Genomic DNA, 25,670 nt, shown 5'->3' with positions numbered 1-25,670 from the left:
GCCTCCATTATGAAAGAACCCCAGCAGACTGTAACTTCTTATAGAGAATCTTCTTTGTTAAATAAGAACCTGCCAGGGAAAACAAAAAAGTACCTGCCATCATAAGCGGTAACATCCAAAGCGGCGTGAACGCTCTTACCGTATCGCAAAAGCTTTGATCCAGTCCCCCATGCTGTACGCTCCTAAAAAAGGCTTCTCTCATAACCCAGATAGGAAGGAAGCCTCCAAAGAGATTGAGAGAAAAGAATAAATGACTAATGGCATTTTTCTTAAAATCTTCATAATTGCCCGTCTTCGCAACCCATGCAGCGAGAAGTCCTGCCGGTACGGACACTAAGGGGGCAATCGGAATATGTCCTGTTGCTATCAAAAGAAGACTGGGAAGCACCGCAGCTATCAGAATCGCTATAGCCGATTTTGTTTTTGCAAGAAGCATGTGATACGTTGGCGCCGCAAATAAAGCTACAATCATCGGCATCAATAAAAACAGAATGGGAATTGGCATGGAAATCGCCCCAATAAATACATAAGTAACAAGATAAACGGTGATGAGAACCCCTGCCGTGATTGCATTTTTTGATGATTTTTTCGTTCTCGACATAATAATCCTCCTATACTGTAATGGATGCGTAAGATTACAAAATGGTACCCCAGTTCACGTGCATAAACATATTTGAGCGCTCTTTAGCAGTTTATGAGAGTTTAGGGCTCCGCATGATGTACTGTCTTCGTAATTTGCCAATTCTTTGCTTTCTCCTGATAGTCCCATAACTCTTTATACATTCCTCCTTGAACAAGCAATTCTTCATGCTTTCCCTGTTCTACAATCCTTCCCTCCTTAAGAACCACAATCTTGTCGGCAGCCACAACATTATTTAGCCTGTGCGCCACTACGATAACGGTTTTATTTTGAATCAAGTTGGAAATCGCCTTCTGTACCGCTTCTTCATTCTCCGGATCCAGTGATGCAGTGGCTTCATCCAGTAATATAATGGGCGCATTCTTTAATATCGCTCTTGCGATCGATATGCGTTGCTTTTCTCCACCGGATAAGGTGGAACCGCCTTCTCCCACCATCGTTTCAAAGCCATTTTCTTTTCGCATAATGAAGTCGTACGCCCCGGCCATCTTGGACGCTTCTATGACATCCTCTCTTTTTGCCGATGCATTCCCAAACTGAATGTTGTTATAAATAGTATCTCTAAAAAGCAGGGCATCTTGAAAAACAATGGAAAACTTCCGAAAGACCTCATCCGGAGCAGCTTTTGCAATATCGCTATTGCCAATCTGAATCCTTCCTTCCTGCACATCATAAAATCTTGCCAAAAGTTTAAGCAAAGTAGTTTTACCGGAACCAGAGCTTCCGACCAGCGCGAGAAATTCCTTCTCTTTAATCTGTAAAGACAGCTTCTGAATTACCTTTCTTTCTCCATAAGAGAAGGAAACATCGCTAAGTTCTACCGTATTTTCCGCATTCAATACCTCTTTTCCCGTCATCGGCTTCTCTGCCAACAGCTTCCTGATTCTCTCCCCCGAAACGGAAGCGATTTGCAAAGCAGCATAATTTACGAGAGCAAGATCTAAAGGGTCAAATATTCTTGTTCCGACAAACAAAAATAAAAGAAATTTTTCCGGACTAAGACTTCCTTTTAACAAGAGATTCAGCCCTACCAAGCTCATCAAGGGAAGTCCCACCTGTAATACCATGCCGGCTATAGTGATGAGAGAACCAATCCCTTTTTCGTTTTTTATATTGCTCTTCTCCGCCCTTTCAATAGCTTTATGAATCTTTTCTATCGTATCCGGAGTAAAGTTATACGCCTTTACCGTTTTTACCGTAGTTAAATATTCCTCCAAAGCATCCTGCTCATTCCGCTTTGCCACTTCGGTTTTCAAAAGCATCTTTTTTTGAAAATATTGCATCAAGCTTAAAAACAGTATGGAAAGAGGAAAGCCGATGAATGCTGCAACTCCCATTTTGATATCTACAGTGAAAAAGAAGATTACGCATAAAAGAGCAACAAAAACGGAGCTGAAAAATTGTGGTGTCTGATGCGTTGTGGCGATTTCCACTATGCTAAAATCATGCATTAACGTATCCAAAATTTCTGCAGAACTTTTCCCGGAGATAAATCCCAGCGGCAAGCTTCTGAGATGATTTGCAAGCCTGATTCGTCCCTCTGCCGTCTTTTGATAGCCGGACTCATAAGTATCCTTTGTTGCCAGATTTTCAAAAAATAAAGTAAGAAGAAAGAATAATACCATCAAAGCGAAATATTTCCACAAAGAGGCAATGTCTGTCTTTCCGTTTTGACTTGATAGAAAGAGACTTTTCACAATCCGGACTAGACAAATAAAAGGGATCAAATTAGAAATCGAGGATAAAGTATTAAGCAAAACAGGCTTTATAAGCGTTTCCGGTTTTCCTAAAGTAATATTTTTAAGCATGATATAATCCTCCTTCCTGCTTCATCTTCCAGCTTTTCACCTCATCAAAAATCGAAAACATTTTCCGATAAACTCCCTCTTCCTTCATCAAGCTTTCATGGGTGCCTCTCTCCACGATTTGCCCTTCGGAAAGAACGAGGATTTGTTGTGCATTTTTTATCGTGCCAAGTCTATGGGCAATCATGATGACCGTTTTGTCTTTTACTAACTCCGCTAAAGCTTCTTGGAAAAGACACTCGTTTTTAGAATCTGCATAACTTGTCGCCTCATCCAAAATCAAAACCGGTGCATTCTTTAACATCGCTCTTGCCACGGCTATTCTTTGTTTTTCTCCGCCGGATAAAGTATTGCCCTTGCCTAATATTGTTTCATAGCCCTTCTCCAGTTTCATGATAAAATCATGGCATCTTGCTTTTTTAGCCGCTTCTATCACCTCTTCCTTGCTGCAACCTTTTTTTGCCATGGCAATATTTTGAAAAATCGTACCGGAAAGCAAGTCATTGTCCTGAAAAACAAAGGAGATATTTTCCATCAAGGATTTCGAGGGCATCTCTTGTATGTTCACTCCTCCAAGTTTAATCACCCCGTCCGTTGGTTCATAAAATCTCGGAATCAAAACTCCAATTGTTGATTTCCCTGCCCCGGAAGCACCAACTAAAGCGGTAAGCTCTCCTTGTTTTGCGATAAAACTGATATCCTTTAAGACTTGCTCCTTTTCATAGGAAAAGCAGACTTTTTCAAAGATAATGTCATAATTTTTCAGCTTTTCTGTATACTTCCCTTCTGCTAATTCTTTTTCTACGAGGACATCCCAAACTCTTTGTACAACATCTTCCAATAAATTCATTCCTTCCGCAAAATCCCTAAGCTTTAAGCACGGAACACTCATCGCCGGTGCTACAATCCAAAAGAAAAGCACTGTCCTCATCGTCGCCATGTCATTGGGTTTTTTAGTAAGGAGAAGAATGCCGGCCGGAACAAGAAAAGTCGCCACGGAAAGAATGACAACTCGAAAGGCAACAAAACCCGGTCTGATTCTTGCCGTCATAGTCTCGGTAAACTGTCTATAGTGATTAACCGCATTCTCATAATTTTGAAATGAGGAAGTACTGTTTCCGAAGATTTTTACTTCCGGCATCCCTTTTACATATTCATTTGTCGCAGAATTAATCCGGTCCAGTATCTTGAAATTTTCCTCGAGTCCTCCCGATTTCACAATTTTCACCATGATAGATACTTGAATCATGAGTCCGACCGCAATTGCAGTAAGGGTTATCAAAGTGAAAACCACATTCATGCGGAACATGAAAAAGAGTAGGGAAAGAATGAGAAGCAAGGTGGAAACAAGACTTGGCAATTGATGTGCATAATACCCTTCTATTTGATTCATATCCGAGCTTAAGACTTGTTTCAGCTTTGCTTTATGCTCTCCGGTAAAATAGCCAAGCGGTAAGGTAGCAATATGCGATACTATTTTTTTCTTTAAATTGGCAATAAACCTGTAGGAAAACGTATGGCACAAAATACTTCCGATATAGGTAAAAAGATAGGCTGCGAATACCGCTAATACGCCATAAATAGCATAGGAAATCAGGTTTCCCCGAGCTTCCTTTTTCGTTATCAGGCTCACGATAATCTTATAGCTCAGTAAAACAGGTAAAATGTTAAGCATCGCGCCCATAGCAATCAGGATATTTCCGGCAATCAGGCTTCCCTTCTTCGTGCCACATAAACGCACAAGTTCTTCTATGGACTTCTTCTTATCCTTCATGAATCTACCTCCCTCTTCATTGAATATTGTCTGCTTTTTCGACCGAACGAGTTCGTTCGTTTCCCCTAAAACGAATACAAGGAAAACACGTTGCCATGTTTTCCTTGTTCTGCCTTTACTATGATTATTTAAAGTCCGCGTAAAAAAATAATTTTTATTATCTTAAGCAAATATCCTGCCAATCACCTGAAATACACTCGCAGGACTGTGCGGCTCATCCTTCCCATTTTTTGCATCACTGTAAATTGTTCCTATTGCTCCATAAAGAATAAAAGCGGCAATCTCCCTTGCATTTTCTTTTGTAACACCGATATGATTTTCTATCTTCTTCGTTTCGATTCCTTCCAAAATAAACTCGGCGTAAGCCTCGACAAAACGTCCGATGTAATGCGTTAATTCCCAAAGTCTGTAGGAATTATCCGTTATAGAATGGTCTGCTGAAAAATCAAAGCTATGCGTAAAACTACGGATATCCTTGGTAATAAGCTCTCTCAAGATTTTTATTCTCTCTTCATAAGCGATATCCTTGTTTTTCAGTAAATCCACCTTTACTTTCAGTCTCTCTGAAAAATAAGCTTCCATACAGGCTAAAAATATATCTTCCTTGGATTTAAAATAATAATAAAACATCCCGGGAGCGCCATTTACTTCCGCGAGAATATCTCTCACAGAAACTTTCTCATACCCCTTTGACGCAAAAAGCCTCGTTGCGACTTCTATGAATTCCTGCTTTCTCTCCTCCGGAGCTTTCGAAACTCTATTTGCCAAATCATCACCGCCAATCTATTATTGACCGACACTCGTTCAATAACTATGTTAGCACAATCTAACCATGTAGGCAATACTTTTTTATCTCATCTGTATGCGACACAAAAATCCGCCTTGACTTCCTTCTGCAAACTGCACTTTCCATCGATGACGGCTGATCACCTGTTTTACAATTTTTAAACCCAATCCATGCTGTCCTGTGCTGGGCTCCCACTCATAGTTTTTCCGGTTCAGTCTTTCCAGAGCGGCTTTCTCTAAACCGCAACCGTTATCCTCCACATGGAGAAACACGTGGGCTTTCTCATCCTGATATAACTTAACTGTTATCTCGCACCCCTCCGGATTATGTTGCACTGCGTTGTATAATAAGTTCATCAGCGCTCTTTCCATTAGATTTTCATTGAAGCACAGTTCCAAGCTCTGCAAATCTTCCTCAATATCCAAGTTGAACTGCACCCTTTCATCCTCTGTCTGATTCCGCATTTCCGTAATCGTCTTTCGAAGAAAACGGCTCACTTGGATTTTTTCCTTCTCCAAGTTACCATAGCCAAAAGAAAGCTTACTGAAAAGATTCAGGTTCTCTACAAGGCGACGAAGACGAAGCCCCTGCTTCTCAATCCTTAGCGCACGATCTTTGATTTCTTCCGATTCCGTGGTAGCCGCAATCATTTCCGCATTTCCCAGAGCAATCGCAAGGGGCGTTCGAATATCATGGGAAACCCCGGCAATCCATTCCGTACGCTCTTCCTCTTTTTGCTTTGCCCGTTTCTTCTGTATCCATATGGGAACGGAAACAAGAATGACCGCATTGGCGAGAAAAAGAAGCGGTAGAAGCTCTATAAGATTTCGAACAGCATTCTCATCATATTCCAGAGTATATTTCCAAATCTGCTCTTTCTTTTGCCCAATAATCAATAAGCCTTCCGGAACCACATAGGTTCGCACCGGATACCCCTCCAGATAATAACGGGTAAACTTTGCCACATCCTGTAAGGTATAGCTTTTTTGGAGCTCTTTCGGCAGGAACTCACTCCAAAGGATATTTCCTCCATTGTCGAGGAGCATGGCAAATTGCCGAGCCCCGGAGAGTTTTTCGGCTTCCTCTTCCTCTAAGCGGTACTCGTCATTTTCCTTATGTAAATACTCCATAATCTCCTCACTGTCGGGATAAAAAGGCATACCGCTTCGAGATAAAAAAATTCCAAAAAACAAAAGGTCTGCAAACAGTAGGAATATCGTCAACAAAACCACAAGAGCAATCAGCTGCATTTTCCGTTCTCTATTCCCTCTCATCTTCCCATCTCCAATTTATAGCCAAGGCCCCTTACGGTCAGTAGAAATAGGGGTTTAGAGGGCTCTTTTTCTATCTTTTCCCGTAAATGTCGCATGTGCACAAGCAGTGAACTTTCCAATCCGAAATTCCCATCCGGCCAAAGGGCATCGCAGAGGGTATCCGTGGTAACAATTTTCCCCTTATTCCGGTATAGGATAGAAAAAAGTGCCAGCTCCTTAGCCGTTAAAGAAAGCTTTTCTCCTTGTCGTATCACTGTTCCTGCATCAATGGAAACCAGCGATTCCCCAAGCTGCACGCCCTGCTCCTTCTCCTCCAAATGACAGGTTCTTCTCAGCACGGCGGCAATTCTCAGAATGAGCTCTTCCGGGAGAAAAGGCTTGGTAATGTAGTCATCCGCTCCCAGTCCCAAGCCTTGCAAACGAGCCCTATCCTCGTCCCTTGCAGAGAGAAAAATCACCGGAACTTCGGAAAGAAGACCTTCCCTTTTTTGCTGTTTATAAAAATCAAAGCCATTGCCATCGGTCAGCATGACATCCAAAAGAATCAGCTGATAGCAATTCTCTGAAAGCTTCGCTTCCGCTTCTTTACAAGAAGAAGCGACCTCCACGGAAAGATACCCTTCTTTTCTTAATAGTTCCTGCAAAAGTTCTCTAAGCTCTTTCTCATCATCCACCACCAAAATTTTACAATTTTCTTTTTCCATGATTTTGTCTCCTGCTGCCGTCTGTCCTTACCCGTCCTACTATAGCCTGTCTCCCCCTCTTTCCCCATAGTTTTTTTCATTTCTTAAGGTAAACATAAGGTACACACAAGGTTCCCATAAGCTTCCTTCGCTATTCTCCTACCGTAAACAAACACATGGAGGAAAAAATGATGAACTATATTCTGGAAACACAGCATCTTAGCAAAAAAAGCGGAAATACCTACCGTGTAAAAGACCTTTCTCTATCTGTTCCGGAGAAATGCGTTTACGGCTTCTTAGGCCCCAATGGAGCAGGAAAAAGCACTACGCTCAAAATGATTCTGGGCTTGATTCACCCTAGTGAAGGAAAGATTCAGTTTCTGGGAAAAACGATAAATTCCAAGAATCGACTTTCTCTTCTTCAAAAGACCGGAAGTCTCATTGAAAATCCCGGCGGTTACGGGCATTTAAGCGGACTGGAAAATATGCAGATTGTGCAGAAATTAAAGGGCGTTAAGGAAGAAGAAATTGCCTCGGCACTGAAAACCGTCCGGCTCTATGAACAAAGAGATAAGAAGCTCAGCAGTTATTCTCTGGGTATGAAACAACGTCTCGGTATCGCTATGGCCATTTTGGGAAATCCGAAGCTTCTGATCCTGGATGAGCCCACAAACGGCTTGGATCCTGCCGGCATACAAGAAATCCGGGAGCTGATTGTATCTCTTCCTAAAGAAAGAAATATGACGGTCATCATTTCCAGCCATCTTCTCAGTGAAATAGAGCAAATGGCAAGTCAAGTCGGGATCATTCACCATGGACAGCTACTCTATGAAGGGCCTCTTAAGGACCTGGAATGTAACGGAAAAAGTCTGGAAGAGGCATTTCTGGAAATGACCGGCGGAAAGGAGTCTTTATGAACACCCTAAGCAATATCCCGAAAATTGTTTCTATCGAGTTTCAAAAAGCGCGCCATAAGCATTTTCCTTTGCTTTTCCTCGCTGCACTGATTTTAGATGATGCCTATCTGTTTTATGGCGTAAAATCTTCTTCCGAACCATGGTTAAATATCTTTTATGCGCTTCCCATCATTAACACCCTGGTTCTGTCCGTACTTATGGCGGTAATTGCCTCCCAGTCTGTGGACATGGAACACAAAGGCGCTATGTGGAACCTTCTTCCCACCCTGGAAAGCAGAGCGTCTATCTATCTGGGAAAGCTTTTCTTCGGTTTTATTACCCTTGTCCTATTTTGTAGTTTCCAAATCGGCATGGTTCTTATCGGGGGAAAGGTCTTAGGTTTTACCGGAGATATTCCGTCACATATTGTTCCCGTTCTGTTCTTCTCGGAACTTATCGGCGGAATGATTCTTTATCAGCTTCAATGCACACTTTCCCTGCTGTTTTCCAGCCAGTTTGCAGCCCTTTCCATCGCCTTCGGCGGTACCCTGGCCGGCTTATTTCTGGCCTTTATCAGCACAGACATGTGGACTCCCTGGTCCGTTTTCCTTTCCTTAAGCCCTATCGGTATGGACTATGACCGCGCAGCAAGAATCATGAGCCTGAGTCTAAGGTCCATCCCTATTTCCGATATTTTGCTAAGCCTGCTTTACCTCATCGGCACTTTTCTGCTGGGTCTCCTTCTTTTCACCAGCACGGAGCAGGGAGAAGCTTTGTTTTCTCTCCACAGGCAAAAAGTAAGCCGTAGTCTGCACAGCAGCTTGTCCCCAGAATTTATCAAGTTAAAAAGGAACCCCATCTGGATTCCTTTCCTTCTGATTCCCTTGATTTCGGCACTGATTGGAACGGTAAATTTTGTGCAAAATCAGGGTGTCTTACAATATACTTGGGAGGATCTCTGGACTCAACAATCCCTGTTTCTGGGAATGTTTTTCCTGGCTCCCCTCATCGGCATTCTTTGCAGTCTTCTATGGCGAATGGAGCATCAGGGCAGTAACTGGAACCTGATTTTAACCGTCACTTCCCCCGGAAAACTGATTCGGGACAAATGGTTTACCGCAACGCTTCTCGGCACGCTCTGCATGGTCTGGATTACTTTTATTTATCTTCTAAGCGGTAAGATTCTCGGTCTTCCGGGAGATGTTCCTGCCATCTTTTGGATACGAATCCTTTCCGCTGTCCTTTCCATTGCCGCCATTACGGCCCTGCAAAGCACCCTGTCCATGTTTTTCCACTCCTTTGCCCTCCCCATCGCGCTGGCTTTTCTGGGTAGCTTAGCAGGCTTCACACTGACCGTGAAAGGAGCCTACTATGCCCTGCCCTATTCCACGCTGATTTACGGTATGGGCAGCACTTCTATCACCGGAGAGCTGAACTTTCCGATTCTCCTCTTAAGCTGTGCCTTTTATATTTTCGCAGCACTGGGCATCGGCATTCTGTACCTAAAGAAGAGTGATGTGAGAACACATGTCTGAAAGAAAAGGGCTTTTGGTTTTAGAAAATATGGATGTTATTTTTCTTATCGGAGGTCTCTAAATGAGGCTGTAAAAATCAAAAAATTTTCTAAACAATATAGGTCTGAAACGGAGCACGCTCTCGCTAGCCTCGCCACGTAGCGAAAAACTGTAACTATTAAAGAAGTAAGCTCCGATGCAGTATAGGTATGAAATCGAGCACGCTCCCGCTAACCTCGCCCTGCAGCGGTACTAAGCGAAAAACTACAGTACCTTTGTTTTTCGCAAGTACCGGCGGGCTCAGATTGCTCTCTTTCATACCTATACTGCATCTGTCGCTTCAGCTTATTGATGTCTACAGTCCTTCGCTTCGTAGATTTTTGCAAGTACTGATGAGCTCAAATCACTCTCATTTTAGACCTATACTGCATAAACTTCTGATTTTTTACTGCTCCGAATCGGTGACCTTATGGCAAAACCTCCAGCCAGTATCCATCCGGGTCTTCAATGAAATAGATGCCCATGGCTTCATTTTCAAAGCAAATGCAGCCCATCTCCTTGTGCTTTTTATGTGCTTCTTCAAAGTTATCCACCTGAAATGCCAGATGGAATTCGCATTCTCCAAGGTCATAAGCCTGAGGGTGGTCTTTCAGCCAGGTAAGCTCCAACTCAAAATCACCGACATCGCTTTTCAAATACACTATGATAAAGTCTTCGCTGGTCTTCCTTCTCACCTCATGTAAGTCGAGGGCTTCCTCGTAGAATCGAAGGGAACGGTCCAAATCGGATACATTCAAATTCTCGTGAATCATCTTAAACTTCATAGCTTTTCTCCTTTCGCTGTTTCCGTGTTTTTGATCCGTGAGCGGTACTTAGGATATTCTGTAATAAAGCGTTGAATCACATCGGGCTCTCCCCAGTAATGCATCGGAAATATGGCATCGCAATCCACATTTTCAAGGAAATACAGAATCCCGTCAGCATAGTGCGCTTCCAGTCTCGGATCAAGGGGAACGAAGGCAAGGTCAAAATGTCTGCCTTTGATTCGCGAAATCTCCCTGTGAAAAATATCGCGGAGCCTCCGATTATCTTCTTCCGGCTCCCCCTCCCAATACCAATCGTTTAAGTCCCCGGCATGATAGATAGAGCCATCCTTTGTTTTTAGTATAAAGGCAACTCCGCTATCATTGGAAAGCAGGGTCTCAAGCTGAATTCCATGATTCAGCGGATAGCTTTTATCGGCTTCGACAAAGCAATGGCTTATCTCCGACAATCGCTTTTTATCCCGTATATCGCTTGCCAATACCGCTTGATACTTCATCCCCTGCCTGTCGAGCAAGGAAAAAATCTTCGGATTATAATGATCCCCATGGACGTGACTGCAAAAAACAAATACTTCTTTTTTCTTGTTCAGAGGCGGTAATTCTCCCCTGTAATAGTCAAAAATAATATAGCAGTCTTCTAATTCCAGCAAAAAACCGCTGTGGTTTAGATACGTTACTTTCATGATGTTACTCCGTAAAATATTTTGCTTTCTCGCTATGGATATTGTTGCTCTACCTTCCTTGTTTACTCCTTTACTTGCTCCCTTGCTTCCCTGCTTCCTTCCTTACTTCCTTCCGCTTTCCTACTCTATATGCTCTTCAGTATAAGTTGCGCTACATTTACTGTCAACGAGGGACTAAAATAGGCTCATTTGTCCATCCACCCAGGACTGCTGGGGCACATCATGAATACTGTCATTTTTCTCGTAATTCCCGATTAAGAATGGGGATTTCGGATCATGCAGTCGGCTTTGCTTCATAACGGTAGAGGGTTCTGCATTGGCATAGCAATATTTGCAAAGGTGCTTACAGCTGTTATAGGCGCCGATATCGCAGGAAAGATAACAAGCACAGTCTGCTCTTGCCCCCTTCTTTTTGGGAACATGCAAGCGTTTTCCAATGGCTTTCTCATAGTCGCTGATAAGCATACATCCACCGCAATCTGCCCCATACTCAGCCAGTTCATCTCCCTCCGCACAGGGCTTCAAGGCCATGCCATGGGCATGAGCAATCTCAATCATAGACTTTCCCAGTAGAAGTCTGTCTTCCTTCTCAAGCGCCTGAAGCTCCGGAAAGTTCCGCTTCACCTTTGGGTAAAGGTCTACAAAGCTGATAACAACGGTTTTCGTATATCCTTCCAATGCCGTAGCAATCTGCTCAAATGCTTTCAAATGATAGTCTTTGCTATATCTTTCAGACAGAAAAATCGGGTCGTATCGCCACCCGATAGAATTCACTCCCAGCTGCATGGAAAGATGCTTGAAATGCTCTATGAGCAAATGTTTATCCGGCACATTCGGTTCTATATCTTTTCCATAAGGTGTAATGCTAACAAACCAGTATTGTCCATACGACTTTAAAAGCTCCATAAACGGGAACATGGGAGCCGGATTTTTCGTGCAAAAACCAATGACATCCACCACGGAAGGATCAAGACGGTAGCGACTGACTTGATTCGGATTATAGGGATTTCGTACACAAACAAAGCCCTCTTTCAGCCTGTTTGCAAACCATTCCGCATAGAAGGCGGGAATGTCCGTCCTCTGTCCCGTGTTAATAATCAAGTTCAGTTGCCTCCTTTGCTCTCGTGATCCGGCTAAGGTAATCTCTGTGACTTTTCATTCATCCATGGAGCAAAAATAATCTGTCCTTTGTAATAGAAATGTGCATAATTTTGCACATCAAAACATGCTCTTTGCCCAATTTTCCGAATCTTTATTGTCCTTCAGAACCAGTTCCTGCCATATTCCGGCATAATAAATTCCTCCCGGGTCTTTGGCTGGATTCTTGCGTTTACTATCATTTTTTATCATGAAGATTCAATTTATAGAATTTTTCTGATAGAATACCTATAGTTGTACGAGATTTTCAAGCATCAATTCTTTTCCCTATATTATCATTTTGTTCATGGTCATTAAGGGGCAATGAAAAAGATTTGATTTAAATATTAACTAAAAAATGGAGGCATTATGAAAAAGGGTACTGTTTTGATAATAGTCGGATTTATTATTCTTTTAATCAGCGCAACACTTCCACTTCCGATGATGCTGGGACTATCCGGTATAGTGTGGAGAGTTCTTCTTGCTCTGTTGGGAATTGCTTTAATATTTTTCGGTGTCAAAAAGTAGTGAGAAATCTATCTTCACAGTTCTTTTTTTAGCATGATTATTTCGTGTGTTCTGTATTCTTCCATAAATCCATTCTTTAGAAACATTGTGATTGCCGGATTATCTATGGCGAGATCGTCATAGAGCAGTTTTACGCCATTCTGTTTAGCGGCATTGCACAGCAAATCCAATCCAATTCCGCCATAGCCTTTTTTTCTGTATGGAGCATAGACTATGATATCTGCGAGATAAAGCTTTCGATCACTATCGTAATGATAGGCAATCTCTCCAATAAAATGACCGGTGTTATCCTTTAAATATCTGTAATATCGTTTGCCTTCGTGCTTTATAATCCAGTAATCATACCAGCCACGCCATTCCTCTTTCGGAAAAGGAATTGTACCTCCCCATGCCCGGTTATACGACATGGTTTCCATATCTGCCATCATCTTTTGTAGAAACCAAAGATCTTCCAAAGATGGGGTATAAAGCGTAATGAGCTTTCCCCACTCTTCTTTCGTTAGTAGGCTTACGTGTCCCTTTCTTGTTTCGCCCATCTGTGGCACAGGTGCATCTCCGGTAGTCCATTGATACTTGAATCCCAGCTTTTCCTGAACACGCTTTGATTTATCGTTACCATCATAATAACCACACCAGATACGAACAAGGTTCAGATCAAGAAAGGCATGACGCAGCAGCTCTCTTGCCGCCTCCGGCACAAGGCCCTGTCCCCAATAATCAACTCCCAGCCAGTAGCCAAGCTCTGCCTCATCCTCCTTTTCTGCAAGATCATTGTGGTGAAGGCCGATGCTGCCAATGGGAAGTCCTGTTTCCTTTAGCACAATAGCGTAGGTCTCCGGTACCATCAGCACATTCCTAATAACCTGTCTGCTGTCCCCTTCACTTGTGTGTACAGGCCACCCTGCAATCGGGCCTACTCGCGGATCTTTCGCATATTTATAGCATTCCTCTGCATCCGTTTCTTCCCACGGACGGAGGATAAGTCTTTCTGTTTCTAAAATCATACTTTTCACTTCTTTCTCTTCAGAACCGGAATTTCTTCCTGCACCACTCCCGGCTTCGACTCCGCAATCATTAATATTATCGCCACCAATGCTTCATCACTCAGTCTCTTATTTCCATTTTGAAATAAGACCTCACTATTTTAGAATTTAAGGCATAAGTTTTCACCGGATATAGAGTTCTGATTAATGTTCATCATTTTTGAAATTGGTATTACTAAGACAGAATATAGCGAATAAATATGCCACAACTGTGAAAACTAAAACGATGCAAATTGTAGTGAAATCCGGAATGCCGAATGCGATTGTACGCATGGCATCAACTTGATATGTTAAGGGATTAATGCGTGAAATACATTTTAGAATGAATGGCGCATTGTCAAAGGAATAAAATAATGGTGCGGCAAAAAGAATTGGCACCAACAGGGTGTCCATCACAAAGTCTCGCTGCTTATAATTTTTTATCAGTAACGCAACACAAATCAGGATAGAAGCCCAAAACAGCACACTAATCATTAAAAAAACGATGATCATGCAAAATCTATAAAACGAAAAAGATCCACCAACAAAAAAGGAAAGAATATATAAAATGGTAGCTTGAATTACAACTCCTACGATTGGAAAGGTTGCAATTCCGAGTATATAAATTGCCGGATGAATGCCGTTCAGAATCTTTAAGCTTAAAAGTCCCCAACGCTTGTCCGTTATCATGCGATAAACGCATTGGTACATTTCTTTAAATAACGACATGGCAAAAATACCGATTAAAGAATAGGACAGAAAACTTACAGTCGTTCCGTTGAAGGATATATCTCCAAATGTAGCCTGAATACCTACAGAATAAAATAAGAAATATAAAATAGGGGAAATCAAACTACTATAGATAATTTGTTTGTTGGACCAAAGTGCTTTCAGCTCATTATTGACCATTATGGGTAAACCCTTTAGCCCAAGATGCCCACGCTTAATATACATTTGAAATTTACGCATTTTCTGTTGCCTCCTCTTGCATCATGATTTCCTTAAGACCCAAGCGTTCACTACCCATACTTGTAATCGATACTTCGGCTAAAAGCTTTCCAATAATGCAGTTCAAGTCTACAGAAGACTCAATGAAACTTACTGTTTGCTCTTCAAGCTTAGCTCCTTGGTCAATCAGTTCCTCTTTGAGCGCGTCGCTCATTTCGCCGGAGAAGGAAATTGTGATTTCCCTTGTCAATTGGTGAGCGCTTAAAAAATCCCGCATACTACCAAAGTAAAACTGCTGACCTTGGTTTAGAAATAGAATTTTATTGCAGTAATCTTCCAGCATTCCCAAATCATGCGATGAAACAAGAGCCAGTTTCTTTTCACCAAAACATTTCTCTTTCAAATATTCAAATAGTCCATGGGAGTAACGGTAATCCAGACCGGCTGTTGGTTCATCCAAAATCATTATTTCAGGCTTATGAACTAAAGCACGTGCAACTTGAACTCTTTGTTGTTGTCCGCCGGATAGTGAATCGGGGGAACGGGTATAAAAATCTGTAAGATCAAGAATTTCAGAGATAGAATCCGTTGCCGCCTGTGATTCTTTCTTAGAAAGACCGGTCAATACAGCTCCAAGCATAATGTTATCTCGCACATTTAAATACCAATCAATGGATTGCTTTTGCGGGCTTATGCCTAAATCATGATAAGTAAGCTTGGGTGAGCAAGTGATACTTCCGTGTTGAGGACTGTATATTCCAGATAATAGATTGAGTAAAGTGCTTTTTCCGGCTCCATTTTTGCCAACAACAGCAATAAAATCTCCTTTCTCTGCCTCAAAAGAAATGTCACAAATTCCGTTGTGCGTTCCTTCGTAAAAATAGGATACATCTTTAAGCGTCAGCAATGCCATTGTTAATCCCTCCTATTCCTGTTGAGCAAAGTATGTAATTGGTCAAACTCTGCATAAGAATAAATTTTCTTAATATGCTCGTTGATTGTACGAACATTAACGTCATATAGTGCTGCCATTTCCATTTTCATTCATTAATCCGACGCGCTCTTCAAGTTCTGTATACCAAGCCAAAATAACCTGAAGCATATATCTGATAAACGGAATCGGATAATTAAAAGGCAACCGACATCCCGCCTCCTTGATTGGTGTTAGCAGGAGTTCAGATTGAAACAATTTTAACCGGGATATCGGGATAGCAAGCAAAGTATGCCGTTTAACAATATCAATATATGAAGAACAATATGATACAAATCCGGTATCACGCGTTTTTCACTCATAGGAATGATCCTTAGCGTGCCTTGAAAGCAAGCATTGTACCCCTTCAGTTTTCTTTCGGAGGCACCAAAGATAGTGTAATACCAATGGCAAAAAAACTGAATCATTAACCACAATACAAGGATCGTGAACAAAATCCATTTACCTATAGGCTGAAAAAAATAATAACTAATCAGTCCTATGCTATACAGGCAAAGCATGGCAAACTCTGCGCTCTGAATTCCCATTCCTTCAACAAGAATTCGTTTCCCGAAGCGCCATGTAATCGTACATCCCAGAAACCATATCCAAAGCAATATTTGCACGAATGGCATTAATATCATATTCATCCAGAAATCTCCATAGAAAGATTTTTACATACACCACAGTATTTACTGTACCAAATGCCTTAGCACGCAACTCTCCTTGTTCAATTATTTATATTTTTTGATTCTACCCCCCCCAAAAAAAATATGACCGCCTTCATACAGCGTGCCCTGCGAGAAGCTGAGACCCGGGAGCAGAAATGAACTTAGTTAAAACCGCAGAGATTTGCAAAACGGTAAAATAAACTCTGCAATCTACAGAATTGAAAGAACGAGAGCTAATTTTCTAAAAGCTTTCAGTTCTATAAGTTGCAAAGAAAACCTTATTTGGAGAACTCACGGGTAATGTTATGAATTTATTGAAAATCTTTTCTTTGATAGTATCCTCTTCTCCTTTTATCGTCAAGCTATATGAATTTAAACCCAAACTTTTCCAAAACATAGTTTGAATTTCTTTATCATTTTCTTTTTTTGACTACAAAAAAGACGATAGAGTTAAAGTTTTATCGTCTTCCAAAAAGGGTTTAGAGCGACATCTTAAATGAGAATACTAATTTACTCTTATCTACTATTTTCGTAATTCTTGCTTATCTTCTCCCAATCCAAAACTTCAAAGAAATTCTTTACATAATCTCCTCTTAAATTCTTATACTTTAGATAATAGGCATGTTCCCATACATCTAAAGCTAAGATTGGGGTATGCTTTCCCTCTTCCATTAAGGGATTATTCTGATTTGCTGCCTTGGTGGCATACAGCTTTCCTTCCTGATCTACGGAAAGGAATGCCCAGCCTGATCCAAACTGTCCTAAAGCTAGATTCTGCAAAGTCTCTATCAGCTTCTCAAGAGAACCGAAATCCCTCTTAATAGCTTCTTCCAAGGCCGGACTGGGTTTTGTGTCTTTCTTCGGGCTCAGAATAGAAAAATATAAATTATGGTTGTAATACCCGCCACCATTGTTCTGCAAAGTATTTCTTAAGGCTTCATCAGATACAGAAGGCAGAGAAGATAGAATTTCTTCTACAGATTTATCGCTAAGCCCTGCCTTATCCACTGCTTCATTAAAGTTCTTTGTATATGCTGCATGGTGCTTCCCGTAATGAGTCTCCATGGTTAAGGTATCAATGTGGGGCTCCAAAGCATCAAAAGCATAGTCTAATTTTACCTGTTCAAACATAAGTCCTCCTTTATGCATACTCCATTTACAAAACTCGCTCTTATTTATCTTGTATCATCGTTAAATTCCTCTTTATCTCCAATTGTATATTCTTGATTATCATCATATTTCTTAGTAATTAATCGTATCATTTTGCGTCTTAAGAATTTCTCTCCTTGGATATTTGATTTTTCTTTTATCCACGCAACAGCCAATATCAGTAGCATCACAAAGCCAATATATCCTAAAATCGGATACATAATAGATACCAGTTCTCTAAAGCCCATAAAGGATAATGCATATCCTATTACTACAGTAGCAATCAAAACCGGGTAGAAACAAGTTTAACATTTGCATATAAGATACAAGTTGCAACAGTAATGATAATGCTAAGATCGAACTGCTGATTAAGGTTTGAACCGGCTCCGGCAATCATAACAAATCCGACTACAAAGCAAGAAATGATTAAAGCTATATCCAGAATTTTATTCGTAATGGGTCCGGCTATTTGTGAAAGAACTTCAAAGTGATCATTAGATCAGAAAAAACCACCTAGTGTAATGATGATTTTACCAATGGAAATGAGTAAGTCCCCCTAAATGATTGACTGTATCATCAGAAAAAGGAAGGTATAAAATAGACCGCTATAGCTCCAACAGCACAAACCACAAGCACAAAGATAGCTTCTTTATATTCTTTTTTCATCTTTTCTCACCCTCCTATCTTTTAAAACAAGCCACTACTCCAGCTATATCCGCTGTTTCAATTAAATATCTTCACAGTTCTTTTTTGAGCATGATAATTTCGTGTGTTCTGTATTCTTCCATAAATCCATTCTTTAGAAACATTGTGATTGCCGGATTATCTATGGCGAGATTGTCATAGAGCAGTTTTACGCCATTCTGTTTAGCGGCATTGCATAATAAATCCAATCCCATACCGCCATAGCCTTTTTTTCTATATGGAGCATAGACTATGATATCTGCAAGATAAAGCTTTCGATCACTATCGTAATGATAGGCAATCTCTCCAATAAAATGCTCGGCGTTATCCTTTAAATATCTGTAATAACGTTTACCTTCGTGCTTTATAATCCAGTAATCATACCAGCCACGCCACTCCTCTTTCGGAAAAGGAATTGTACCTCCCCATGCCTGGTTATACGACATGGTTTCCATATCTTCCATCATCTTCTGTCGAAACCAAAGATCTTCCAAAGATGGTGTATATAGCGTGATGAGGTTTTCCCATTCGTCTTTCGTTAGTAGGCTTATGTGTCCCTTTCTTGTTTCGCCCATCTGCGGCACAGGTGCATCTCCGGTAGTCCATTGATACTTGAACCCCAGCTTTTCCTGAACACGCTTTGATTTGTCGTTCCCATCATAATAACCACACCAGATGCGAGCAAGCTTCAGATCCTCAAAGGCATGACGCAGTAGCTCTCTTGCCGCCTCCGGCACAAGCCCCTGTCCCCAATAATCAACTCCCAGCCAGTAACCAAGCTCCGCCTCATCCTCCTTTTCTGCAAGGTCATTGTGATGAAGGCCGATGCTACCAATGGGAAATCCTGTTTCCTTCAGTACAATGGCGTAGGTCTCTGGTACCATCAGCACATTCCTGATGATCTGTCGGCTGTCATCTTCACTTGTGTGTACCGGCCACCCTGCAACCGGACCTATTCGCGGATCTTTTGCGTATTTATAGCATTCCTCCGCATCCGTTTCTTCCCACGGGCGGAGGATAAGTCTCTCTGTTTCTAAAATCATTTCTATCCTTTCTTTTTCTTGGGAGCCGGAAGTTCTTCATGCATCACTGTTCACTTTTTTATATTTCTTCCTCCTACTACTTAGCTTATCAGGTATCGTCATTTCTATTTTTCCTGCATTAAGTAAAGGAACAAGATATCTTTCTCTAAAATTCTTGCTATCTGTAAGACCAAGGTAATCCAGCATCTCACGCTTACTACGCGGCATACCGCAAAATTCGATTAGTTCCGCCAGCCTTTGATTCAAGTCTTGGGGGGGTATCTTGGGGGGCGTAGACAGTCCGACAATTTCTGTGAGTGCTTTTCCCTTTCCACTATTTTTAATAACAGTTTAAACTCTCTTGATTTTCCCGAAGACTTTTTGTTACTTCCATTTAAACTTTTGTCGGAAAAACCGACAGAAGCCCCATTTAATTCTCCTGAAGTAAGAATATTTTTGATGTGCTCACTTACTGTAGCATGCTTAACGTCAGACAATACTTCCATTTGCTTCTGTGTCAAGCAAATGGATTCCACATACCCATCCTTGAGAAATGGTCATTCTTCACTATTCAATTTTTGATATTTTTGGTTCTTACTGTTTGGCCTATCAGGTATCGTCATTTTAATTTTTCCCATCTCAAGCAAAGGCTTAATATATTTTTCTGAAAAGTTTCTTCTACCGGCCAGCCCCATAAATTCTTGCACTTCTTTCCGGTTGCGAGGAACGGAGCAAAATTGAATAAGATCTTGTATCGTGACTTGTTCCTTATCTTGTACCCTGACTTGTTCCTTATCTTGTTCCTTTGAAGCAAATTCTATAGATGGCCCGACTATAGCTGTTGCGACTTTGGATAAAGGAACAATAGTAATAAATTTTTTATTAGGCTATTTTACATGCTGTATAAGTCATTAATTTTTTTCAAATTTTCATCACTAGAAATATTTGTCCAACATGAACTAACATTTTTTAATTTGCACATAGCTGCAATCCTATCTCCAAACGCAATTCTCGTTTTTTCTATATTCATTTCACTAACATTATATCCTGTAGGATTATTCCTCCACCCACAAAAATAGATTTTGTCTGCCTCCTCTACCCTCCTTCTTTTGGATGCTACACTTACTACTTCTGAATAATTCGGTTTTTTCTGAAACTTTTTTGGAATTTTATTGTTTAATGCTTCAAATAAATCTATCGGTTTAAAAGTATGGTTTGGATCATATTTTATTTCTAAATATAGAATAAGTTCTTTATAATCCTCTATATAAGTTTTTGCGCAATAGTTTTCATCAATTTCAATTTCAAAAACAATCGGATTATGTCCCAAAGTTGATAAATACAATCTCATGGGTTTAATATCGGTTAAAAATATACAACTAAAGTCTTTAGAGTTATATGTAAATGGAAATATCGCTCTTTCCTCATTTTTTACTTTCATATCTTCATGTAATATTTTAAGTGCAGAAAATTCATACATCTTCAATCCCTCCTAATTTCTATTTCAACTTTTAATATCGCATGATCCGGTAATCCGGATATTTTTTTCTTAGATTCTGCATGAATACTATTTTTATATCTAAGTGTATTCATGAAACTCCAATCATATTCAGCTCTCATATCTATATTTTTTAAATTAGTTACTAAATGATCAAGCTGCACTTTTTTTCCATTTGGCATAACATATGAATACCATTGAGGATATGGGGGTGTGCACAAAATATAGTCTTTCGCTGTTTTATGTAGCGTATTGTTTTCTGTCGTATTCCATGTCTGTCCCCAATATGCATTAAAATCTCCTATACAAATCACATCATGATTTAGCGAAGATAAAGAAGATAAATAGGTATCTATTGCTTTAAACTGAAGTTTAGAATAATTTGAATCATTATTTGATAGATCTTTCCTTATTCTCACGCCAATTATAGATAATTTTCGTCTACGGTATTTAACCTGTATTTCATAAAAATCCGGCGAAAAATCACATTTAAGAATTTCACTATTATTTATGCTGCTAATTCTATAGTTAAAAGTATCATCAAATCCAAATTCGGATTCTTTTAATGCAATTAATATGCCATTTTGCTTTGTGGATGAGGAAATAAACCAATGATAATTGTTCTTTTCTAAGACTTCAAAGTAATAATCAATTCCTCTTGAAACTACAAATTCCGTTAAAACTATAACGTCTGGCTGGCCTTTAATAATTTCCTCAATAACGCAACTTTTAAGATTATATCCGTGATTGCTTGGAATGGTTGCAGCCATTCCTATATTCCATTCGTAAATTCTCATAAAAATATCTCTCCAAATCGTAAATTAAGAATTCAATCCATAAATGTATTGCCATTGTTATTAGACTTCTCCAAACCGGGAAAGTTCTTTGGAATACCTTGATTTCAAGCCTTTTTGTGTGCTTTTAGTTCTACACCCTTAATATCCATGCTACCATCTCCACATGCCCACTTCTCGAAAAATTATCGATTCCCACCTACTTCTCCAGCGCATATCCACCTTCTCTTAAATACTTCATATCTCTCGCCAGGCTTCCCGGGTCACAGCTTACATAGACAATGCGCTTGGGGCTGAGTTCCAATACTGCGGAAAGACAGGCTTCGTCACATCCTTTTCTGGGGGGGCTAAGGAGACCACATCCACCAGATTTCCCACGTCCTTGCCTTCTCTCTTCTGTTCTTCCACCCACTTGGGAAGGACTTCTTCAGCCGCACCCACAAAGAACTCTGCATTATGAAGACCGTTCTTTTCCGCATTTTTCTTGGCATTCTCAATGGCTTCGGGAACGATTTCCAATCCGTAAACCTGCTTAGCCTTTTGGGCAAGAAATAGGGAAATGGTGCCAATTCCGCAGTAGCAATCCCAAACGGTTTCTTCTCCTGTAAGGGCTGCATATTCAAGAGCTTTCCCGTAAAGGCAACGGGTTTCTCTTCCTAATTATTAACTGTTAGTATCCCATTATATGAGCCATGCATTACATAGTCCACATCTATTATACAAGACTTCTATTCATTCAGTTCCCAGTGTCCGCTATTACCACTTCCTACATACTTCAGATTATCTATTTCCTTCAAAGTTCTTTGTATCGTCTTTACACTTACCCCTGCACCTTCTGCAATAGCCTGTCTTGTAATTTTATTATTTAATCTTACTTGTGCTTTTATAAATTCAATCAGTTCATCTCTGCCCTGAGGGACATCGTGAGGGACACTGTGAGGGACATCGTGAGGGACATTCCCTCCACCAACCTTTTGTGTCGCTATCTTCTTCAAAGGAATAATCGTTCTGAATATATCTCCTTCCTCAAATAGCGGATTTTGTCCTGAATAAAGCTGTGTGTACTTGTAGGTATTTCTCATTCCTGAACCAAGTTCATCCGCAAGACCTATTTCTCTGAACACCTTTGATATAGCAGGGTTTTTAGGAAATGGCTCAAATTTCTGCAAGTCTAATGCTCCCACACCATGAGCCAAGTTGCTGTTTTCAACAGTAATTTTCTCATCATCAATAATCATCTTTGCAGGATACCCACTTGAATAATCTCTATGAGCCAGTGTATTGGAAACTATCTCTCTAAGTATCCTATCTCTTGCATTGACATTCACAATTCCGTCCAATACAAATAGATCATTCAAATGCTTTTGCCCAAACTCAATAAGCCTATCATAACTATCAATCAGATTTGTTATGACAACATCTCTATCATCATATCTATCCTTGTTTTCAACTCTGAATATAGCATCAGTTTTGTGCTGTGGAAGAACGGACATAATAGAGTTGTCTTTTCCAAATAGCAAAATAGCAGCTAATGTGATTCCTTCACGCTTTGTTTCCGGATCGGTCAGAATCAAATTGGCACTTCTAAGAAGTTCTTCATTACTCATATTTTCCCAAACATGATTTTTATTTCGGGAAACAGCCATGTTCTTAGCCTTATCAATGACAGAATCATCAAGAAAATCAATATCAAGATTAGGATATACTTTATTTACAAAATAGCTTCCTTGTTTTCGTGCATATAGCTTATAAACAAGTTCAGAATGATCTGTGATATTGATGTCTCCCTCATAAGACCTATCCCAAATTCTTCCATTATGTCTGCACACCTGATAACCTTCAGGAACCTTTATATAAATTACTTTTTTCTCATCTATATCAAAGACTTCAGGAAGCAAATAAAGTGGCGGATACATCTTTTGCGGATTATTGATTGCCGTAGTAAATTCCTTAATAACTTTATCAACTTTCTCTTTACTAACACCAACAATCTCTCTTTTATCATTTACACCAAGTAAAATATGTCCACCATTTCTATTATTGAAAGAGCATACTGTATCAAAGACATCTTTGGTTAAAGCATTGTTGGATTCTTTAAACTCAACATCTATCTTCTCTCCATTTTGAATTAGCTGCTTTATCTCTTTAGAATCCATATCTACCCTCCCATATACACTAAAAACCGTCTTTAATCATCTTAAAACACTTCAACGCATCTAAAATAGCTTCTTCCTTTTCAATTGAACACTGTGGAACTTTCATCCATATCCTTTGTCGCTGAATATATTGCTGAATATAACTGTCTTGTTTTTGATAAGTTCTTGTTTGTCCTATGGTATTTATCTTTTGGTAGCATTGGGTTCTTTGCATGAACAATCTCCCAATTTTTAATTCCTATCGGAAATATTCCGTCGCTATCCGTATCTATTCTATCATGTTTCAAAATTACTCTTCGCGAATTATCTGATAAGCTATATTCAAACGGGATTTTAAGGCACTTATCTCACTGGCCGTCTTCATACTATTAAAAAACAAAGACGGATCATTTTTAGAAAAAGCTGTTAAACCCCTAAAAGCGCTTCCAACAACGCTCTTTTAGGAATGCTCCAATAAGCTCTAGTGGCTCACCTTCATAATACCGAACTAATAATTTTTTAAACTCCGGTACATCCTTTTCCGGTATAACTAATAACCCCATACCTTGTGCAATCAAATAATGATTTGCAAAAATAACTGATGCTCGCTTATTTCCATCTTTGAACACCTGCGTTTCCATACAATACATACATAATTCAATCGCTATCTCTATTGGTTCTTTGTCCCGGCTTTTAATTTCTTCTATTTGCCCGATAACGGCAGATTCAACAGGCAACGGTGGCACATAACTTGTTCCTCCAATCTGTACGGGAATACCACGAATACGGCCTCCGTCATAGAAGAAACCTTCATTAACCAGCTTTGCAATATGACAGAGCATGTGATAATTACTTTCGCTTTGAATAACATCTCTATCCAGAATAAATTCCCAGGCATGTTTCAAGTTAAGAATTTTTTGCACGTCAGTAGCCGATACTCCACTAACCTTTCCGTTCTCTATAATGTCCTCTGTCTGTGGAAAAGTGGTTGCAACACCTTCTAAGACTGCCTGATCATAGATATTGGCTTTCATATTGGCTCTGGCAAAATCCAAGTTCTGTAACACTCTGGTCGAAAGTTCTTTATCTTCATAACCAAGCACCGCTAACTCTTTATTGATTTTACGAAGAGCTTTATTTAAATCTTTTCGTTCTTTAGCATTACGCAAAAGCAACTGATACAGTTCATCTGAATACAAGTCCACATAGGTAGATGTTAGTTTTCCTGCCACTCGTTTTCGCATGTACAAGTATCTTGCATCATTCGATACCTTAATTTCCGGATTTCCATCATATGGCATTAGATTCATTCTCGCCTGTATATCCGCTCTTTGCTGTAATAAATCTTGAATTTCTGAATAATTTGCTCCCATTGCTGTCACCCCTTTCTTTTTAGGGAACTTTTCTGTTTGAATCATACGAAAAAGTTCCCTAATTATCAAGAATTTTTTAGGGAACTTTTTAATGCAAATTTTTCTAATACTTATTCCATGATTTGTGCATAGCTTGCCTTGACTTCAGCACTTGTTAAATTAAGTTCATCAAGCTAAATTTCAACATTTATATGTTTATCGACATCAATTTTGGACAATAATGCCACCGTCTCCATTATTTAACCCATTTTTCCCTCACAAAAAAAGATTGATTAAATCACTCCTGCTTTTTCAAAATGTTTTTTAAGTATCCTTGTTGCAGCGAATGCTCCTATGCAAGCAAGAACAAAAGTTATCAAACCAAAGCCTACTGCCCACGAAACTTTGAAATAAGATAATGCTTCATTTATTTGTGCTTCGCTCATTTTCCATTTTGATGCTCTTTCCACAAAAGAAGCTGTCCCGAATAAAATTACAGGAATTACTGTTCCTAAAAAATCTGCCAATGCAAATGTCCCATACCCAATAATCATTCGTCCCTTGCTCTCATAATTTCCTATAATCAAATCACATATCATTCCACCGATTACAGCAAAGACTGCATGAGGTAAATGTCCTCCTGACAACGCAATTAAACCAAGAAGCGTTCCTGATATTGTAAATACACCCTTCTTTTTAACTTTTACAGCCATAAGAATATAAACGGTAGCAGCTATCATAAAGCTAACTCCTGAAGCAATAAATCCTCCTATAACTGTTGTTGCCATAGCAAAGCTGGCTGCCATGTATATGACAATTCCAATTGCATTAAAAATTCCGATTGTAATAAAATCACGACCATTTAATTTGTTTTTCATCG

The 25,670-nt window shown here is 39.9% G+C and carries 26 protein-coding genes and 1 pseudogene; 3 read left to right on the top strand and 24 right to left on the bottom strand.

Features of this window, described 5'->3' with window-relative positions; all coding sequences use genetic code 11:
• Window positions 1-7 precede the first annotated feature (7 nt).
• The 6 genes from HMPREF9625_RS01000 to HMPREF9625_RS00975 all read right to left on the bottom strand — a co-directional run bounded on the left by HMPREF9625_RS01000 (window position 8) and on the right by HMPREF9625_RS00975 (window position 6,984).
• Entirely contained in the window at window positions 8-601 is a 594-nt protein-coding gene (locus tag HMPREF9625_RS01000) for an MptD family putative ECF transporter S component (protein WP_009535141.1), read from the bottom strand.
• A gap of 101 nt (window positions 602-702) precedes the next feature.
• Window positions 703-2,448 carry an ABC transporter ATP-binding protein gene (locus HMPREF9625_RS00995; protein WP_009535142.1) on the bottom strand — a complete coding sequence of 582 codons (1,746 nt, stop codon included), beginning with the start codon at window positions 2,446-2,448 and terminating at the stop codon, window positions 703-705.
• Window positions 2,441-4,219, bottom strand: a complete 1,779-nt coding sequence (locus tag HMPREF9625_RS00990; protein WP_009535143.1) for an ABC transporter ATP-binding protein — start codon at window positions 4,217-4,219, stop codon at window positions 2,441-2,443. Before HMPREF9625_RS00990 ends, HMPREF9625_RS00995 begins: the two co-directional genes overlap by 8 nt.
• Window positions 4,220-4,381: 162 nt before the next feature.
• Entirely contained in the window at window positions 4,382-4,987 is a 606-nt protein-coding gene (locus tag HMPREF9625_RS00985) for a TetR/AcrR family transcriptional regulator (RefSeq protein ID WP_009535144.1), read from the bottom strand.
• Between the two features lie 81 nt (window positions 4,988-5,068).
• Window positions 5,069-6,280, bottom strand: coding sequence for a sensor histidine kinase (locus HMPREF9625_RS00980; RefSeq protein WP_009535145.1), 1,212 nt, complete (start codon window positions 6,278-6,280; stop codon window positions 5,069-5,071).
• A complete protein-coding gene (locus HMPREF9625_RS00975; RefSeq protein WP_009535146.1) occupies window positions 6,277-6,984 on the bottom strand; it encodes a response regulator transcription factor in 708 nt (235 codons plus the stop codon). The genes HMPREF9625_RS00980 and HMPREF9625_RS00975 overlap by 4 nt, the downstream gene beginning before the upstream one ends.
• A 167-nt stretch (window positions 6,985-7,151) precedes the next feature.
• Here HMPREF9625_RS00975 and HMPREF9625_RS00970 point away from each other — a divergent pair, with 167 nt between their 5' ends.
• On the top strand, window positions 7,152-7,880 hold the full coding sequence (locus tag HMPREF9625_RS00970) for an ABC transporter ATP-binding protein (RefSeq protein ID WP_009535147.1): 729 nt from the start codon (window positions 7,152-7,154) through the stop codon (window positions 7,878-7,880).
• A complete protein-coding gene (locus HMPREF9625_RS00965; protein WP_009535148.1) occupies window positions 7,877-9,394 on the top strand; it encodes an ABC transporter permease in 1,518 nt (505 codons plus the stop codon). Before HMPREF9625_RS00970 ends, HMPREF9625_RS00965 begins: the two co-directional genes overlap by 4 nt.
• Window positions 9,395-9,840: 446 nt before the next feature.
• Here the strand turns inward: HMPREF9625_RS00965 and HMPREF9625_RS00960 are convergent, their stop codons facing one another.
• From HMPREF9625_RS00960 to HMPREF9625_RS00950, 3 genes are all read right to left on the bottom strand, one after another.
• A complete protein-coding gene (locus HMPREF9625_RS00960) occupies window positions 9,841-10,197 on the bottom strand; it encodes a VOC family protein (protein WP_009535149.1) in 357 nt (118 codons plus the stop codon).
• Window positions 10,194-10,880, bottom strand: coding sequence for an MBL fold metallo-hydrolase (locus HMPREF9625_RS00955; RefSeq protein ID WP_009535150.1), 687 nt, complete (start codon window positions 10,878-10,880; stop codon window positions 10,194-10,196). Before HMPREF9625_RS00955 ends, HMPREF9625_RS00960 begins: the two co-directional genes overlap by 4 nt.
• A gap of 174 nt (window positions 10,881-11,054) precedes the next feature.
• Window positions 11,055-11,981: a DUF1848 domain-containing protein gene (locus HMPREF9625_RS00950; protein ID WP_009535151.1), complete on the bottom strand. Its 927-nt coding sequence runs from the start codon at window positions 11,979-11,981 to the stop codon at window positions 11,055-11,057.
• A gap of 405 nt (window positions 11,982-12,386) precedes the next feature.
• Between HMPREF9625_RS00950 and HMPREF9625_RS11355 the strand changes: the two genes are divergently transcribed.
• Window positions 12,387-12,545: a hypothetical protein gene (locus HMPREF9625_RS11355; RefSeq protein ID WP_009535152.1), complete on the top strand. Its 159-nt coding sequence runs from the start codon at window positions 12,387-12,389 to the stop codon at window positions 12,543-12,545.
• A gap of 14 nt (window positions 12,546-12,559) precedes the next feature.
• On the opposite strand, the gene HMPREF9625_RS00945 is transcribed toward HMPREF9625_RS11355, so the two are convergent.
• The 15 genes and pseudogenes from HMPREF9625_RS00945 to HMPREF9625_RS00880 form a co-directional block, all read right to left on the bottom strand.
• Window positions 12,560-13,549, bottom strand: a complete 990-nt coding sequence (locus HMPREF9625_RS00945; RefSeq protein WP_009535153.1) for a GNAT family N-acetyltransferase — start codon at window positions 13,547-13,549, stop codon at window positions 12,560-12,562.
• A 183-nt stretch (window positions 13,550-13,732) separates the two neighbouring features.
• Window positions 13,733-14,536 (bottom strand): ABC transporter permease, encoded by an 804-nt coding sequence (locus HMPREF9625_RS00940; protein WP_009535154.1) that lies wholly within the window; start codon window positions 14,534-14,536, stop codon window positions 13,733-13,735.
• Window positions 14,529-15,428: a metal ABC transporter ATP-binding protein gene (locus HMPREF9625_RS00935; RefSeq protein WP_009535155.1), complete on the bottom strand. Its 900-nt coding sequence runs from the start codon at window positions 15,426-15,428 to the stop codon at window positions 14,529-14,531. The genes HMPREF9625_RS00940 and HMPREF9625_RS00935 overlap by 8 nt, the downstream gene beginning before the upstream one ends.
• 278 nt (window positions 15,429-15,706) lie before the next feature.
• Window positions 15,707-16,135, bottom strand: a complete 429-nt coding sequence (locus tag HMPREF9625_RS11350) for a hypothetical protein (RefSeq protein ID WP_009535157.1) — start codon at window positions 16,133-16,135, stop codon at window positions 15,707-15,709.
• Between the two features lie 537 nt (window positions 16,136-16,672).
• A complete protein-coding gene (locus HMPREF9625_RS00925) occupies window positions 16,673-17,287 on the bottom strand; it encodes a superoxide dismutase (RefSeq protein ID WP_009535158.1) in 615 nt (204 codons plus the stop codon).
• A 44-nt stretch (window positions 17,288-17,331) separates the two neighbouring features.
• The gene (locus HMPREF9625_RS11435) at window positions 17,332-17,553 is read right to left on the bottom strand and encodes a hypothetical protein (protein ID WP_009537929.1); all 222 of its coding nucleotides are present in this window, start codon (window positions 17,551-17,553) and stop codon (window positions 17,332-17,334) included.
• Window positions 17,554-18,042: 489 nt separating this feature from the next.
• Window positions 18,043-19,032, bottom strand: coding sequence for a GNAT family N-acetyltransferase (locus tag HMPREF9625_RS00915; RefSeq protein WP_009535161.1), 990 nt, complete (start codon window positions 19,030-19,032; stop codon window positions 18,043-18,045).
• Between the two features lie 36 nt (window positions 19,033-19,068).
• A complete protein-coding gene (locus HMPREF9625_RS11600; protein WP_334290485.1) occupies window positions 19,069-19,239 on the bottom strand; it encodes a Fic family protein in 171 nt (56 codons plus the stop codon).
• Window positions 19,240-19,568: 329 nt separating this feature from the next.
• Window positions 19,569-19,754 (bottom strand): Fic family protein, encoded by a 186-nt coding sequence (locus HMPREF9625_RS11685; RefSeq protein ID WP_408634642.1) that lies wholly within the window; start codon window positions 19,752-19,754, stop codon window positions 19,569-19,571.
• 149 nt (window positions 19,755-19,903) lie between these two features.
• The gene (locus HMPREF9625_RS00910; RefSeq protein ID WP_009535162.1) at window positions 19,904-20,491 is read right to left on the bottom strand and encodes a DUF6037 family protein; all 588 of its coding nucleotides are present in this window, start codon (window positions 20,489-20,491) and stop codon (window positions 19,904-19,906) included.
• Window positions 20,492-20,493: 2 nt separating this feature from the next.
• Window positions 20,494-21,306 carry an endonuclease/exonuclease/phosphatase family protein gene (locus HMPREF9625_RS00905; RefSeq protein WP_009535163.1) on the bottom strand — a complete coding sequence of 271 codons (813 nt, stop codon included), beginning with the start codon at window positions 21,304-21,306 and terminating at the stop codon, window positions 20,494-20,496.
• A gap of 130 nt (window positions 21,307-21,436) precedes the next feature.
• Window positions 21,437-21,954 (bottom strand): annotated as a pseudogene (rlmD, locus tag HMPREF9625_RS11230) (23S rRNA (uracil(1939)-C(5))-methyltransferase RlmD); the annotation flags it as partial.
• A 77-nt stretch (window positions 21,955-22,031) separates the two neighbouring features.
• Window positions 22,032-23,459, bottom strand: coding sequence for an AlbA family DNA-binding domain-containing protein (locus tag HMPREF9625_RS00895; RefSeq protein WP_009535165.1), 1,428 nt, complete (start codon window positions 23,457-23,459; stop codon window positions 22,032-22,034).
• A 413-nt stretch (window positions 23,460-23,872) separates the two neighbouring features.
• Window positions 23,873-24,856: a DUF6788 family protein gene (locus HMPREF9625_RS00885; RefSeq protein WP_009535167.1), complete on the bottom strand. Its 984-nt coding sequence runs from the start codon at window positions 24,854-24,856 to the stop codon at window positions 23,873-23,875.
• A gap of 227 nt (window positions 24,857-25,083) precedes the next feature.
• Entirely contained in the window at window positions 25,084-25,668 is a 585-nt protein-coding gene (locus HMPREF9625_RS00880) for an MptD family putative ECF transporter S component (RefSeq protein ID WP_009535168.1), read from the bottom strand.
• Window positions 25,669-25,670 lie beyond the last annotated feature (2 nt).

The organism is Oribacterium parvum ACB1, assembly GCF_000238055.2.
In the GTDB taxonomy this organism is placed as follows: domain Bacteria; phylum Bacillota; class Clostridia; order Lachnospirales; family Lachnospiraceae; genus Oribacterium; species Oribacterium parvum.
The sequence above is the reverse complement of the archived record's forward strand: the minus strand, read 5'-3'. Positions and strand labels throughout refer to the sequence as shown.